Origin of the sequence: Lentzea kristufekii, from assembly GCF_033949925.1 — a bacterium.
GTDB lineage: Bacteria > Actinomycetota > Actinomycetes > Mycobacteriales > Pseudonocardiaceae > Lentzea > Lentzea kristufekii.
Genome location: NZ_JAXAVV010000017.1, coordinates 187,433 through 201,368, shown reverse-complemented (window position 1 = coordinate 201,368; position 13,936 = coordinate 187,433). Strand labels below are relative to the sequence as shown.

Below are 13,936 nucleotides of genomic sequence, written 5' to 3'. Positions count from 1 at the left end.
CGAGGTGCGCGAGGCGCGCGCGTTCCCATGCCGCGTGCCAGCGCACCTGATCCACAATGGGTACTTGGCACACCGCCAAGAAGGTGCGGAGTTTGCCCTCGGTCGGCATCCTTCGGCCCGTCACAATCTCGCCGACCGTGGACTTGCCCAGATGCTCAAATCGAGCGTGACCTGGTCTGGGACGAAGTTTCCGCGCGGCCTGCTCCATTGCCTCGTATGACAGCTCCAGCCGGCGGCGCAACCCTTCTAGGCAAGCGGCGAAGTCGGCAGGCGTGTTGACACTCCCCAGGTGACCTGCGTCCAGGTCCGCCGGCTCTGCCATCCCGCTCGTCCTTTCCCGCGTCCTCCGACACCCGTCAGACGCCTCCGACGGGCCAGCGTAGAAGCTCCCCGCCACCGTCGTCGAAATCGCAGATCACCCGACATGCGAACAAAGCTGGCGTCCGAGTTTCCTCCGCGATCGTGGTCGGACGGCTGTGTCGAGTGCTGGACTCGCACCGAGAACCCGAACTCGTGAGGACTCACTCGACATGTGGAGCACCTGATGACGCAACGGCCGCAGGTCGTTCAAGCGCTCGGCAACCTATTCGCTGTACACCAGGCATCGTCAGTAAACGCCATCAAGGCCCTCCGGCGAGCCGCTGATTCGCGGGTAAGTGGTCCGGTAGCCGACGCGACCTGCGCAGAAACGAGTTGTCCACAGGTGGCGAGTTATCCACAGATCTGCGATCGGTCCCGGCGTCATGTTGGGGTGTGCCTCAACACTGTGAACCGTAGAAGAGGTGGTCACGCACCGCCCTCGTCGTCTTACAGGATTGAGCGCGGGGAGCAACTCTCCACTGATACATCAGTGGCACGTCTCCGCCCTCCTTCAACACCTGTCGCATTGGTTGAAGGGATCGGTTCATGACGGACTTGTTGCTCGCTGTCGCTGCCGCCACGTTCGTGCTACTTATCGGCTATTCCGCATACAAGGCCATCTCGGCGGAGGGCGAGGAGCAACGGACTGCCGCGTACAAGGTGCTCAAGTTGCTTCTGGCGGCCGTGACCGGTGCAAGCGTCGTGACACTGGTGGCGCTGCGTCAGGCGGGCGTCCTGTGACACTGGAACCCGATCGCCGCCGCCGCTAGTTGATCTCGTTGGCTACGGTTTCTGCTATGCCCCAGGGACAGGTTTCGGTGTGGGTGCCGATCATCGTCGGTCTGCTCGGACTAGCGGGCGTGATCGCGGCACAGTTCGTGAACGCGTGGCGCGAGCGCAAGCGGATCACGCTGGAACAGGAGTACGAGGGGCGCGTACATTGGCGAGACCGCAGGATCGACGCCTACGCAGACTTCCTTGCTGCCGTTGAGGACTGGTACGACGCGATCCTGCGACTGGAGACGGCGAACGCCATCGACGGAGCTGAAGACGGACCGTTCACCGACGAGGACGCGTTGCAGGCGCGCTGCCGTGAGCAGTCGAAGGCATCGGCTCGGTTGCTGGCTAGGCTCGATCTCATCTCGACGTCGGAAGTCTGTGTTGCCGCGCATTCGATTCGGCTGAACTTGAGGGAATGGTCCGGTGAAGTGGAGTCTGGCCGATGGCCAGACTCACGTGCAGGTGCCGACGATCCTTCAGCTGGCATCGCCGAGGAGTTCGACCGCCTTCTAACGGCTCTGCGAACCGATCTGGGCATAGATGTCGATTCGCGCTATCAGCCCGTCCGGCATCGGTTCTAGCTCATCACAACGATTCGTCCCGACTCCTTGACCTTGGCGCCGCGCAGCTTCTCCCGCTGGCGGCCATAGCGGCGATAGGGACGGGGTAGATGTCCTGGCCGCCGAACCTTGCAAACGCCTTGTCAGCCAGGAAGGAGTGCCCGATCTTGTTCGACTGGTGCCAGGAGGTCCCCGAGGTCTGCAACCCGATCGGCCACCTCGTCCGCGGTGAACGTCAACTGCTTCGGGTGGCTGCAGCTGCGGACCTCTTCCCAGGTGAGAGGTGTGGCCACGGTTGGTTCTTCGCGGCCACGTAGTGAGTAGGGCGTGATGGTGGTCTTCGCCGGGTTGTTCTGGCTCCAGTCGATGAACACTTTGCCCTCGCGGCGGCTCTTCGCCATCGTGGCAGTTACCTGGTGCGGTGTCTGCCGTTCGAAAGCCGCTGCGGCGGCCTTCGCATACGTCGAGGGCGTTTGCGCGTTGGTGACCTCGATGCCGGCGTAGATCTGCATTCCCTTGGATCCCGACGTGGTGGCGGCGGGGGGTGAGTCCGTCGGCGACGAGCACTTCGTGCAGACGTTCGGCGACGCGGCAGCAGTCGACGATCGTGGTGCCCGGTCCGGGATCGAGGTCGAACACAAGCCGGTTGGGCAAGTCGCGGGCACCGTCCGAGACTGTCCACTGGGGAACGTGCAGTTCGAGGGCAGCGAGATTTGCGGCCCACACAAGGGCTGCGAGTTCGTGGATCAGTGGGTAGCGGACGATCTCGTCGGCGTCTGCGCTTCGTCGGGAGCCGCGACCCCGCAACGACACGGTCGGCAGCCAGCTGGGTGCGCTGGCGTCGGTGTTCTTCTGAAAGAACTTCTGGCCGTGGACGCCGTTGGGGAAGCGCACGAACGTGACAGGTCGTGCGGCGAGGTGGGGCAGCAAGACAGGGGCGATTCGGCTGTAGTAGGCGATGACCTCGCTCTTGGTGGTGCCATCTGGGTAGAGAGCTTTGTTCAAGTTGGACAAGGTGAGCGTTCTGCCTCCGGCGTTGACCGTCACGCGGCTGCCGAGCTCCGGCGTCGTTGGAGCAGGCGAAGGACTGGGGCGGCCAGGTTGTGGTGCCAACACGTCGGCCGGGTCACGGTCCGCGCGGAGCCCTCGCCAGGCGGTGTGTCGTAGCCGGCCGTCGTCGCCGCGCGTGAACTGCCGGAAACGCACCTCGCCGACCAGGACCGGGTCGACCCATCGGGCCCGCACCACGTCCTCGCGTGGGGGAGGGGTCGCGAAGGGATATCCGGCACGCTCCAACGGTTGTAGGCGGTCGCGCAACTGGTCGCGATCCTGCCGGGTGAAACCGGTGCCCACGTCGCCGATGTAGACCAGATCGCCGGTGTTCGGGTTGTGCGCACCGAGCAGCAGTCCGCCGACCGTGCCGGTGAAGCCGCTCTGGCCGGGCCGCCACCCGCAGACGATGACCTCGTGGGTCTGCACGAGCGGGTGCTTGCACCAGAAGTCAGGCCGTTTTCCTGGGAGGTAAGGAGAATCGAGTCGTTTCGCGACCAGTCCTTCATGGCCTTCTGTCGCCACGCGCTCGAGGAGCCGTTGCGGGGTCAGGCGCTCGGCGGCGAGTTGGTCGGCGCTGAAGGACGGCACGATGGCGATGCGGAAGGGATCTGGCATCGGGAGTTCGGTGAGCTGGCGCCGTCGGTGCTCGTATGGCTGGCTGAGGAGGCCCTGGTGGTCGAGTTGAAGGAGGTCGAACGCCAGGAATCGGGCCGGGACGTCCTCGAACGCCTCCGTGCGTCGGGCGGTGCGGTGCTTTTGGAAGCGGCCGCGTCGTTGTTGCAGCAGGCTGAAGTCGATCTGGCCGGCCTCGTTGTAGACCACGACCTCACCGTCGAGGACCGCGGCGCGTCCTCGCAGCGCTGCGGTGAGGACGCCTGTCGGCTCGGCGAACTCGGCGGTGAGGTCGAGACCGTTGCGGCTGGTCAGCACCGTGGTGCCGTCGGTGGCGATCCGCATCGCCGCACGGTAGCCGTCCAGCTTGTACTCGTAGGCCCAGTTCGGGCCTTCGCGGAGGTGGCCGCCGTCGGGCTTGGCGAGCATGGGGTCGATCCACGCGGGAACGGAGTCGTGCGCCACGGCCATGGTGACCTCCGTTCCTGGTGTGTTGCCTTGTCACCAGGAATCTGAAGGTAACTCGATCGGCCTAACTTCGCGCGTCGGCGCAGGTCAGCTCTGTCTACTCGCGTAGCCGCAGTACGTCGAAGGGGACGAGTTGGTCGGACAGGTACAGCTTGTGTCGTCGGCCGTCGGCGTAGTTGATCGCGTAGTTGACGACGCCGAGCCAGTCGCCTTCTACGCCGGGGAACCGTCCGTGGAGTTGACCCTGCACTGTGCCGGTCAGGTCGAGTCCTGTGGGGATGACGTGCCGCCTGGCATCGGGCCTGCGGGCGAACAAGCGGTCCAAGCTGACCGAGACGCCTGTGACTACGGGTCTGCGGCCGTGTACGTCATCGCCGTCCCAGATGGTGAATGGGCTGCTAAGCACGTTGGCCACCCGCCGACGACAGTGCAGTCCGCGACCGGCTCCGAACGAGATCGAAGTAGAGCTCCTCGGATAGCTCGGCACGGTCGGGCGCGGGTGCCGTCGCGGTCAGTCGCCAGAAATGATCGGTGGTATCAGTGGCGCAGGCCAGGCAGCTGATGCGGGCTTCGCCGTCGCTCACGACTGCGCGGAACTGGGAGTGGCCGAGGGTGTGCCGGCCGAGCTTGCACCGCGCTGGCAAGAGAGCCACCGACTGGCCAGTCGTGTCAAACCTGTACGTGAGCTTACCGTCCATTTGGGACGATTCGATGTGACGAGGCGCCATATCTGTCACATGAGCAAGCTAGTTGTCACCCATGTGGGCCTGCCGCGCCAGCAGTAACTGCTGAGGTCGTCGTGTCGCGGTGGGCGAGCGTCCTGTGTCTGCAAGTCATGGCGTGCTGCTGATTAGTGCACCGTCGTCGATGAGCTGTTCCAGGCTGGCTCGGTAGGCAGCGAGTGCGTTGAGAAGGACGGTGACGTGGCTGCCGCGACCGGTGACCATGGGAGGTTTGCGGTACTCGTGCATGAGTCGTTGGGCGAGCACGACGAATCGGCGGTCGTGAGGGTGCACGTGTGAGCGTTGCAGGTACAGCGGTGCGGTGGTGTAGTCGCCGCGCGTGATCACTGTCCACAGGAGCAGGGAGGCAATGAGACGTTTCCGCGGCCCCCAGTCCGTTGTGGACGGCACCTTGGTTGCGCGTTGTGCTTGAACGAGTGGGCTGGTGATGAGGTTCCAGTCGTGCTCCGGGATGGTCCAGCCGCGTAGAGCGTGACGTCGGCGCTGGTAGTCGATGCGGGTGTCGCTGTTGTCGATGTTGTCGAAAACGGTGCGCATCGCGGTGTCGAGGTCGGAGGTGGCGTTGTGCTCGCGTGCCCAGATGGTGACTCGCGAGTGTGCGTGTTGTGCTTTGTGTTCCGGGATTTCCAGCGTGCGTGCGGCCGCGGCCATGGCGCGCCCGGTTGCAGCCGTGAAGGTGTGCAGAGCGGCGTAGCGGTGCAGCAGCTGGTGCTCGACGTCGCTGTGAGGAATGAGGTCGGTCAGCGGCTGGATGTGGTCGTGGTCGAATTGGTGCGGGATGTGCCGGTGATCGAATGTGGCGGCCGGTAGCGGACGCACCGGTTGCGGCGGTCGGCGTGCGGTGATCCGGCGCGGTGGTGTTGTGGCGGGTCGGGTTTGTCGGCGGGCTTGGGTGAGGCGATCGAGGTAGGGCTGCGCGATCACGCGCAAAGCTGGTGAGCACGGCTGCAGCATCGGTTCGATGCGCGATGGCGGTGTCACGGTGCGCAGGAGTACGGCGAGGTGCTCGTCGATGTGGTCGGGGTGTTCGCGGAGTTGTCCGGCCAGGGTGAGCAGCTGCGCGGTGGAGTACGGGTCCTCGGGTGGTCCGGCGCGCAGGGGCATGTTCCAGACTGGCTTGTTCTCGGCGCGCAGTGTCGCCATGGTGCGGTGCAGGTCGTTGACGTGGGCGGAGAGGGCGTCGATGTCGAGCAGCGGTGAGGCGAGGGGCGCGGCCAGCGGCCAGCAGTGGCGAATGAGCCGTGTCAGCAGCTGCAGGTCGAAGAAGTACTGGCTGGCTCGTTGTGGCTGATGCGCTGCGCCACTGTGGTCGAGCTCGAGCTGTTGTGTGAGCCGGGCGTGGAAGTCGAGCAGGTAGCGCAGCCTGGTCTGGTGCCTGGGTGCTGCGGCGGTGCTGATCTTGGTGTTGGTGTCTTTGTCGAGGGGATGGTTGCAGGCGGGCAGGTTGCGGCAGCGGGTTGGGTGCTGCAGCAGCGATGGGGCCGGGATGAGCCGGTTGGCGTGGGTGGTGCGGCCGAGTGCCGGGGTGTCGCAGGCTGGGCAGCGGTAGCGCAGGAGGCGCTGGTGACGGTCGCACGCGAAGATCGCTTTGAGTCGCCATTGTCTGCGCCAGGCTCCGCCGTGAGCTTGTTGGACGGGGCTGCCGTCGCCTGCGAGGCACTGGGGGCAGTACCGGGTGGAGGTGGTGGAGATCCAGCCGCGCATGCCGGGGAGGTCTTTGCCGCGGCGGACCCAGTGCCCGTCCAGGGCGTAGTTGAGCAGCAGGGGCGGGTAGCGGTCGCGTAGTCCGTCCAGGCACAGCTGGTCGGCTTCGGCGCGGGACAGGCGTGTGGTGCGGGCGAAGACAGCTGCGCGGGGTTCGGGTATGCGCCACTGCCACACGACGCCGGCGGAGCCCGGTAGGGAGGCCAGGCCGGTGAGAACTTCCAGCCGAGCGGGCGTGATCTCGAGCCGGTGCGACAGGCGCAGCAGGTAGCCGGTGAGGGACTCCTCGGGCAGCGGGTCGAGGCTGCGTGGTAGCGGCCGGGGCGTCATCGTGTGGCCGCGCCGGGTGTGCCTGGGTCGTCGAAGACGGTGTTGCGCCGACGCGGTCGGGGTCGCCGTGCCGTGGCGGCCGGGGGTTCGGGGTTGGGTGGAACGACTGGTATCTCGCCGGCGGCGGGGTCGCGGCGGGGGTCGTTGCCGAGGTTGATGGCGATGGTGTCGAGCAGGGTGTCGGTGAGGCGTTCGGTGCCGGTGGCGATGGCTTCGCCGCAGCCTTCCTCGATGAGTCGTTCAAGCAGGCCGACCACGCCGCCGGTGCGGCGGAACAAGTACTCGGGCATGGTGCCGCTGCTGAGCATGCCGGGTGCGGCGTGCAGGAGCCGTAGTTCGTGTTCGAGGCCGGCGAGGTGGCTGGTCCAGGCGGTGATGGCGGCGGGTGTGTCGTAGGTGAACGGGCCGAGGTGAACGAGGTCGAAGCGCCGCTCGGTCTGTGTCGCGGCATTCTCCGCGAGCCTGACGACCTGATCTGCGCTGGTGTCGTGCTGTGGTGGCGGGAAGACCCAGTGGCCGGTGCGGGGGTCGTGACGTCCTTCGCGCAGCAGCCCGGCACCGGGTATGTCGACGCCGATGAGCACGAGGGTGGTGTGGGTGCTCATAAAGGCGCGCAACAGATCGAGGGTGTCCTGGTCGTCGGCACGATGCATTTTCAGGCGGGTGATGTCGTCGAGCAGCAGCACTCGGGTGCCGTGATCGCGCAAGGAGTCACGGACGGCTTTGGTCAGCTGCGGCAAGGTGGTGCCGGGCCGGTAGTCGGCGCCGTAGAAGTCCAGGATGGCTTGGCAGAGGCTTTTCGGTTTGGCGGTCACCGGTGTCTGGACGTAGGCGACGGGAGCGTGCAGGTCGCGGGTGCCGGGAACAGCGGCGGGGTTGAGGTGCTGGTGCAGGGTGAGCCAGACGTCTTCGAACGCTGCGGCGACTTCGCAGGCGGTCTCGGTCTTGCCCTGATAGCCGCCGCCGGTGATCATCAGTCCGGCACGGGTGGTGGGCTTGTGTTTGAGTGCGTTGGTCTGCAGCCGTGACCGCATGAGCCGGGCGACCGCGCGGCTCATCGGCGTTTCTAGCAGTGGCAGGTTCGCGTGCGTCGCGGCCCGGTGCAGGTCGTGCAGCTGTCTGTCGCGCGGGCTCATGGCCCGATAGGCCGCCAGCTCCAGGCGTGGCGCGGGGATGAAGGCGTGACGGTTGTGGCGCCATTGCTGCCAGCCCTGCACAGTTTCACGGTCTGGAATGTGTGGCGGCAGCAGCGACGACGGCTCAGCCAGCACGGTGTTGGTCGTCGGGTCGCTGCTCATGTGCCTGTGCCGCCTTCGTCGGAAACAGGCTCGTCGTGTACAGAGTCCTCAACGGCGGTGTCGCTGATAAGCAGGAGATTGCCGCGGCTGAACTCGGCGCCCAGCCGCGGCGGAAGTTCGGCGCCCGTGGTGGACGTGTCGGCTTCGATGCGGCGTCGCCGCCGGTCTGCGTCCAGCGCGGTGGCGATGTGGTGGGCATGCCGCGGCCATTGCACGGGCTGCGAGGCAGCGCGATCGGTGTGTGCTGTACCTGCAGCCACAGGCAACTCAGCCGATGGTGATCGAGTCGCCGTACCTCCGTTTTCGGCCCGCCTGGGTCTTCCGTGTTGGGTGTCGTGTGCGGATGCGGCGTCGGTTCGGGCCGTCTCGGCACGGGTGATGTCGCGAGTGATCCCGCGGCGCGCGGATTTGGTCAGAGTCGGCCAGGTGGAGACGGGCACGTGTGCGCCGAGCAGGTCGAGCAGCACGGGCAGAAGTTCGGTGTCGGTGCGTGGTGTGAGGCCTGCGGTGCGAGCGGCGGCGAGCATGTCGCGGACACGGCTGTCTGTGAAGGCCGGGACGTCGGTGCTGGGTGGCAGGCCGGTCCAGGGCAGGGTGTGCCAGTTGTGGGTGCGGGGGTCTTGGAAGAACACGGTGCGGGCATCGCGGGGGTCGCGGTGGATCTGCCAGGTGCCGCGACGGCGCCCGCCTCGCGTGGACGGACCCTCGCGGTAGGGGTCCAGGGCGGGGCTGTCGTACCACAGTCCTCGGATCTTGACGCCGCGATGGCGGTGGATGGCGACGTGGTGGGCGGGAAGCAACTGGTAGTACAGCTCGGGTGCGGGGATGTGCAGGGCGAATCCGCCTTGTGCCATCGCCGCGGCGAACAGGGTGTTCGGGCTGTGGTCGCCTGCAGGGTCCCAACTTGGGGCGTGCTCGCCGAGTCGCCTGTTTTGCCAGATGCTGACAATCCAGGTCGCGATGAGGTGCTCGGCCTGATCGAGGGTGAGTACCATGTCGGCTTCGGGGTCGGTGCCGCGGTCGGCGACGTCGACGCCGGTGTAGCCGGGAAGCTGTTCGAACAGCAGCGACCGGATCGTGCCGAAGGCCCGCTCGACGCTGTTCTTGTCGGTGGGCCGCAGCACCCGCGCGGGCAGCACGTTCACACCGAGGACGCGTTGTGCTTCCACGAGGTGGTGGTTGCGGTACACGCTGCCGTGGTCGGTGGTGACCGTCTCTGGGGCGAAGAACGGCAGCGCGGCGACGCGGTGCCCGGCGAACTCGGCCACCACGGCGGCGGGCAGGCCGGGATAGGGCCATTCCAGCTCCGGTCCCCAGCCCTGCCGCATAGGCAGTGGCATCGTCATGTCCCGCAGCATCATCGCCACGTCCACCGCGGTGTCGGACACCAGCGTGAGCCGGAACGCGCACAACGACCGGGTGTAGACGTCCATCGCCAGCGACAGATGCACTGAGACCGGGTCTCCGAACACGGTCTCGCGGACCTTCACCGGCAGCACCGTGGTGTCGAGGGCGACGATCTGACCAGGCCGATGCACGATCACGTGCTCGCGGCTGGTGACGGTCGCCGCGGAGCGCAGGTAGCGCTGCCGGGCGCCGCCGGCACCGAACCATTCCCGCCACACCCGCAACAACGTGCTGTAGCTGGGAACCTCAATGGTTGCGTGTGGGCCGTGGCGTTCGCGCACGTACTGGTGGATGAGCCGCTCGCGGCTGCGCATGCTCATCCGCGAGCGGTGCAGCGACTCACCGTGTACCGCGAACACCGCCTCCCGCACCGTGTCGCCGACGCTGGGATGTCCGCCCCGTGGCCGCAGCCAGCGGGCGTCCACGCAGCCGATCGGCCCGAACCGGCGCCGCCGCGACTCCCAGCGGATCAGCGTCCGGTAGCCGGCTTTATCCAGGGCGAGTACCCGCGCGGCGGCACGGTCCATGCTCGTGAACTCGGCGGCTTTGGCGCGGCGCCGCTGGGTCACTGTGGTCACCGCCGGGTCGAACCCGGCACGCGGTTCCCCCGGTGCAGCGTGCAACGCGTCTCCGCCGCGGAAGCCGGTCTCGATCTCCAGCAGGTGCGCGACGCGCAAGGCGACGAGGTCGCGCTGGTGGCGGGGCAGGTCCGCGAGCGTGGCCGGTTGCCGGCCACGTCCCGCGGGCGGCCCCGACGTCGGCGAGGCCGGGGTGCGGGTGGACTGGCGGCAGCCTGGATGGTGCAGGAGAGCCCGCATGCTGATCGTGCGTCGCTGCCCAGCCGCGTCCACCAGCCGCACCCGTCCCAGCTGCGGTTCGGGAAGCTCCACCGCCCACTCCGCGCCGTCGAGCACCAGCAGCGCTCCGGCCGACAGGTCCAGCGTGCTCACCGCACCCCCTCAACACCGCCACGAGCAGCCGCGCGCACGAGTGTGTGCTCACCCAACGGCCGGGTCAGGTCGATACCGACGCGACGGTGCCACAACAGGTGCAGCAGCACCGCCCGTGCCACCGCGGGCAGCACGGTGGCTCCAGTGAGCTCGCCGAACGACCGCGGCCGCTCACTCACCGCTGCCAGCATCCCGGCGCCGATGTCGAGCACGTCGGACAGTGGCCGCCGGTGCGCCGACATCGCGTCCACCGTGGACCAGACATGCGGCTTCCACCCGCCTACGACCACGTATCCCCAGCCGCTGACAGCCGCGACCTGCGCCGCCGCGGCGAAAGCGGCCAGTTCACCGTCCCGCACACACTGGCGAGGCCTGACGTCGACGAGCCACCAGCCCGAATGGCCGCACACGAGGAAGTCCGGAATGTGTTCACGCGGCCCATCGACGGTCGTGAACCGCAGCCGCAACGGCTGCGACAGCACCTCGCCCGCGCCGGCGGCGAAATCCACCACGCGCAGCAGCCGCGCCTCCTGCAGCGACTCATACCCGTGGTGACGGCCAGTACTGACCAAGAACTCCAGCCCCGCACGATGACGCTGCGCGCGATGCCAGGCGAACCGGCGCACCGGCTCCCGTCCCGCGAGCGGCATCGCCGCGAGGTCAGGCACCGCGACCTCGACATCCCTGCCGCTGTAGCAGCACACGGCATTCCAGCTGCCTACCGGCCCGCGCAGCGCAGGACGCGTCCGCGGCGCGTCCGGCACATCCACAGCATCCGCGAGCGTGACCCAGTCGCACAGGTGTGACCACACCGGCGCCGCGCAGGTGTCCATCGCACCATGACAGCGCACTGTGCCGAGCCGACGCTATCCGCCACCAGTGCGCTTGCGCTGGGTTGAGCGGGTCTATGCCGGGTCTATGCGCGCGGTAAGCAATCCGTAGCTGACGCGGTGGCAGCGGGGATCTGTGCGGGGTGACCCTCCCGAGGCGGAGGCCTGCAGCGCTATATCGCTGAGGGGCAGTCCGCCGCCAGGGAGTAGATGAGGCAGCGGCTGGAGAAATTGTTCCTGTCGCTGGCCTGAGCTGGGTCAGCGGAACGTGCGGATGGCCGCTTCGATGAGCATGAACGCCGCGACGGCCAACAGCACGAAGGCGAACACGCGCTGCAGTGTGCGGGCGGACAGTTTCGCGGCCAGGCGTTTGCCGTCCCATGCTCCGAGGATGGCGGTGGCGGCGAAGGGCGCCACCACGGCCCAGTCCAGGCTGGTCGGGGTGGTGACCAATCGGGTGGCCAGAGCCACGGCGGAGTTGAGCACGATGACGAGCAGGCTGGTGGCGACCGCGGTCCGCATGCGCAGGGACAGCGTGGTGACCAGAGCGGGGACGGCGAGGAAGCCGCCGCCGACGCCAAGCAGGCCGGTGACCGCGCCGAGCCCGGCTCCGGCTCCCAGCGCCTTGGTGGCGCTGGTGCGTGTCGCGGTCGCCACCGCACGTTCACTGCGCCCTTCGCTGGAACCGTGACCGGGATCGTGTGTCGGTGCGCGGGTGTCGCGAAGCATCACGGTGGCGGCGACGGTGGCGAGCACGGCGAACGCCGCGGTGAGAGCGGGCGCGGGGATGTGGTGAGCGGCGAATCCGGCGACGATCGCGGTGGGCAGGCCGGCGAGCCCGAACAGCAACCCGGTGCGCCAGGCGACATCGGCGAACTGTCGGGTCAGAGCGGTCAGCGAGGTGGCGGTGACGATGAGCAGGCTCGCGGTGGCGGCCGTGGCCGGCGGCAGCCCCAGCAGGTAGATCAGCGCGGGCACGGCCAGTACGCCGCCTCCGCCGCCGAGCGCGCCGAGGGCGAGGCCCACGACCGCTCCAGCGGCCAGGGCGAGCAGCAGGCCGCTCACGCGACCGTGCCGTTCCCGCCTCGCTCGTCAACGACAGGCAGTCCGGCTTGGTGCCAGGCGTGCATACCGCCGACGACGTTAGCGGCGGTATGGCCGCGGTCGACCAGGATCTGGGTGGCGATGGCGGAGCGGGCCCCGGATCGGCAGATCGCGAACACTGGCCGCTGCCCGAGATCGACCGGTGGCTCAGCCCCGTCACGGAGCCGGGACAGCGGCAGATGGACCGCGCCGGGAGCGTGGCCGACGGTGTACTCGTCGGTTTCGCGGACGTCGAGAAGGACCGCGTCCCCAGCGCTGACAGCCTGGTGTGCGGTGGTCGGGTCGACGTCGCCGGAGGTGTTGGCGAACGGGTTGTGCGGTGACGGAGTGTTCATCGGGTGTGCTGTTCCTCCTCGCCGGTGGCGACGGTGAGTCCGGGGATGTCGCTTGCGGTGCTGTAGTCGTCGTCGATGGCGACCACGTCGCGGCCTGCGGCGTCGAGCAGGGAGGCGCCGATGGCGGCGCGCATGCCGCTGGCGCAGTGCACCCACACCCGCCCCGGTGGCACCTCGTGCACGCGGTCGGGCAGCGAGTGGATCGGGATGTGCACCGTGCCCTCGACACGGCTCTGCTGGCGTTCGGAGTCGCGGCGCACGTCGAGCACGACAGGGCGTTGGCCGTCGGCGAGGGCGGCGGCCAGCTCGGCGAAGCCCGCTCGGGGGAAGGTGGCGGGTTTGTCCCCGTCGAGCACCCAGTCCTCGGGGGTTCCGACGCCGGCGGCGGCGGGCCTGTCGACGCCGACCCGCACGAGCTCGCGCTGGGCCGCGGCGACCTGCTCGGGCGACTCGCCCAGCAAGGTCACCGGCTTGTTCCAGGGCATCAGCCACGCCAGGTAGGTGGCCAGCGAACCGTCGCCTTCGATGTTGACCGATCCGGCGAGGTGCCCGTCGGCGAACGCGATCCGCGAGCGCAGGTCGACGACCCATTCCCCGGCCGCGAGCCGCTCGGCGATCTCGGCGGCGTCGGCACGGCGCGGCGGGGTGAGATCGACCGGAGCGGGACCGGCGGCGTTGATCGGACCCATGTGCGTGTAATAGGCGGGCACGTCGTCCAGCCCGGCCAGCAACCCGGCGACAAAGCTGTCGACGTCGCTGGTCAGTGCCTCGTTGGCCTGCTTCTCCGCGCCGATGGTGGTCGACTCGCCCTGTTCCTGCGAGGACGAGCAGAAGCTGCCGAACCCGTGGGTGGGCAGCACCGGCACCGCGTCGTCGAGCTCTGCGGCCAGCCGGTGCGCCGAGGCGTGCTGGGCCCGCGCGAGCGACTCGGTCAGCCGCGGATCTACCAGGTCGGGCCGCCCCACGGTGCCGATCAGCAGCGACCCGCCCGTGAACACCGCCACGTCGCGGCCGGAGTCCACCAGCACGTAGGACGTGTGGTGCGGGGTGTGCCCCGGCGTGGTCACCGCCCGCAACGCCAACCCCTCGGCCAGCTCGACGACCTCACCGTCGGACACCGTCGAGTGATCGAAGGCCACCCGCGCCCCGGCGGGCACCACGTACCGGGCGCCGGTCAGCCGCGCCAGGTCCAACCCACCGCTGACGTAGTCGTTGTGCACATGGGTCTCCACGACCCACCCGATCCGCACACCCCTGCCCGCCGCCGCGGCCAGCACGCGGTCGACGTCACGCGGGGGGTCGATTGCCACCGCCACCGACTCCGAACCCGCCAGATAGTGCCGGTTACCCAGGCCTTCGACCTGGATCGTCTCGATGAAATACACGATTGGAGTCCTCCTCT

General features: G+C 68.2%; 12 protein-coding genes and 1 pseudogene. 2 read left to right on the top strand and 11 right to left on the bottom strand.

All coding sequences use genetic code 11. The annotated features are described in order from the left end of the window. Positions 1 to 322, bottom strand: a 322-nt coding sequence (locus tag SK571_RS31145) for a helix-turn-helix domain-containing protein (protein ID WP_319987647.1), incomplete at its 3' end; no start/stop codon positions are given. Between the two features lie 584 nt (positions 323 to 906). Here SK571_RS31145 and SK571_RS31140 point away from each other — a divergent pair. Together SK571_RS31140 and SK571_RS31135 are read left to right on the top strand one after the other, a co-directional pair. After that, the gene (locus SK571_RS31140; protein WP_319987646.1) at positions 907 to 1,101 is read left to right on the top strand and encodes a hypothetical protein; all 195 of its coding nucleotides are present in this window, start codon (positions 907 to 909) and stop codon (positions 1,099 to 1,101) included. Positions 1,102 to 1,157: 56 nt separating this feature from the next. Further along, on the top strand, positions 1,158 to 1,721 hold the full coding sequence (locus SK571_RS31135) for a hypothetical protein (RefSeq protein WP_319987645.1): 564 nt from the start codon (positions 1,158 to 1,160) through the stop codon (positions 1,719 to 1,721). A gap of 122 nt (positions 1,722 to 1,843) precedes the next feature. Here SK571_RS31135 and ligD (SK571_RS46460) read toward each other — a convergent pair whose 3' ends face one another. From ligD (SK571_RS46460) to SK571_RS31090, 10 genes and pseudogenes are all read right to left on the bottom strand, one after another. Next, on the bottom strand, positions 1,844 to 2,212 hold the full coding sequence (gene ligD, locus SK571_RS46460; protein ID WP_406602063.1) for a non-homologous end-joining DNA ligase LigD: 369 nt from the start codon (positions 2,210 to 2,212) through the stop codon (positions 1,844 to 1,846). Between the two features lie 91 nt (positions 2,213 to 2,303). Further along, positions 2,304 to 3,794 (bottom strand): annotated as a pseudogene (gene ligD / locus SK571_RS31130) (non-homologous end-joining DNA ligase LigD); the annotation flags it as partial. Positions 3,795 to 3,930: 136 nt separating this feature from the next. Beyond that, positions 3,931 to 4,149 carry a hypothetical protein gene (locus tag SK571_RS31125; protein WP_319987643.1) on the bottom strand — a complete coding sequence of 73 codons (219 nt, stop codon included), beginning with the start codon at positions 4,147 to 4,149 and terminating at the stop codon, positions 3,931 to 3,933. 517 nt (positions 4,150 to 4,666) lie between these two features. After that, positions 4,667 to 6,610, bottom strand: a complete 1,944-nt coding sequence (locus SK571_RS31120; RefSeq protein ID WP_319987642.1) for a TniQ family protein — start codon at positions 6,608 to 6,610, stop codon at positions 4,667 to 4,669. Further along, positions 6,607 to 7,908 (bottom strand): TniB family NTP-binding protein, encoded by a 1,302-nt coding sequence (locus tag SK571_RS31115; protein ID WP_319987641.1) that lies wholly within the window; start codon positions 7,906 to 7,908, stop codon positions 6,607 to 6,609. Before SK571_RS31115 ends, SK571_RS31120 begins: the two co-directional genes overlap by 4 nt. Then, positions 7,905 to 10,265 carry a hypothetical protein gene (locus SK571_RS31110; RefSeq protein WP_319987640.1) on the bottom strand — a complete coding sequence of 787 codons (2,361 nt, stop codon included), beginning with the start codon at positions 10,263 to 10,265 and terminating at the stop codon, positions 7,905 to 7,907. The genes SK571_RS31115 and SK571_RS31110 overlap by 4 nt, the downstream gene beginning before the upstream one ends. After that, positions 10,262 to 11,098 (bottom strand): TnsA-like heteromeric transposase endonuclease subunit, encoded by an 837-nt coding sequence (locus SK571_RS31105; protein WP_319987639.1) that lies wholly within the window; start codon positions 11,096 to 11,098, stop codon positions 10,262 to 10,264. Before SK571_RS31105 ends, SK571_RS31110 begins: the two co-directional genes overlap by 4 nt. A 255-nt stretch (positions 11,099 to 11,353) precedes the next feature. Further along, on the bottom strand, positions 11,354 to 12,160 hold the full coding sequence (locus tag SK571_RS31100; protein WP_319987638.1) for a sulfite exporter TauE/SafE family protein: 807 nt from the start codon (positions 12,158 to 12,160) through the stop codon (positions 11,354 to 11,356). Continuing rightward, positions 12,157 to 12,534 carry a rhodanese-like domain-containing protein gene (locus SK571_RS31095; protein WP_319987637.1) on the bottom strand — a complete coding sequence of 126 codons (378 nt, stop codon included), beginning with the start codon at positions 12,532 to 12,534 and terminating at the stop codon, positions 12,157 to 12,159. Before SK571_RS31095 ends, SK571_RS31100 begins: the two co-directional genes overlap by 4 nt. Then, positions 12,531 to 13,919, bottom strand: a complete 1,389-nt coding sequence (locus tag SK571_RS31090) for an MBL fold metallo-hydrolase (RefSeq protein ID WP_319987636.1) — start codon at positions 13,917 to 13,919, stop codon at positions 12,531 to 12,533. The genes SK571_RS31095 and SK571_RS31090 overlap by 4 nt, the downstream gene beginning before the upstream one ends. Between the last annotated feature and the right edge of the window lie 17 nt (positions 13,920 to 13,936).

Coding starts and splice junctions, on each gene's coding strand:
- SK571_RS31120 (WP_319987642.1), bottom strand. CDS start 6,610: ATGACGCCCCGGCCGCTACCACGCAGCCTCGACCCGCTGCCCGAGGAG.
- SK571_RS31135 (WP_319987645.1), top strand. CDS start 1,158: ATGCCCCAGGGACAGGTTTCGGTGTGGGTGCCGATCATCGTCGGTCTG.
- SK571_RS31115 (WP_319987641.1), bottom strand. CDS start 7,908: ATGAGCAGCGACCCGACGACCAACACCGTGCTGGCTGAGCCGTCGTCG.
- SK571_RS31140 (WP_319987646.1), top strand. CDS start 907: ATGACGGACTTGTTGCTCGCTGTCGCTGCCGCCACGTTCGTGCTACTT.
- SK571_RS31095 (WP_319987637.1), bottom strand. CDS start 12,534: ATGAACACTCCGTCACCGCACAACCCGTTCGCCAACACCTCCGGCGAC.
- ligD (WP_406602063.1), bottom strand. CDS start 2,212: ATGCAGATCTACGCCGGCATCGAGGTCACCAACGCGCAAACGCCCTCG.
- SK571_RS31105 (WP_319987639.1), bottom strand. CDS start 11,098: ATGGACACCTGCGCGGCGCCGGTGTGGTCACACCTGTGCGACTGGGTC.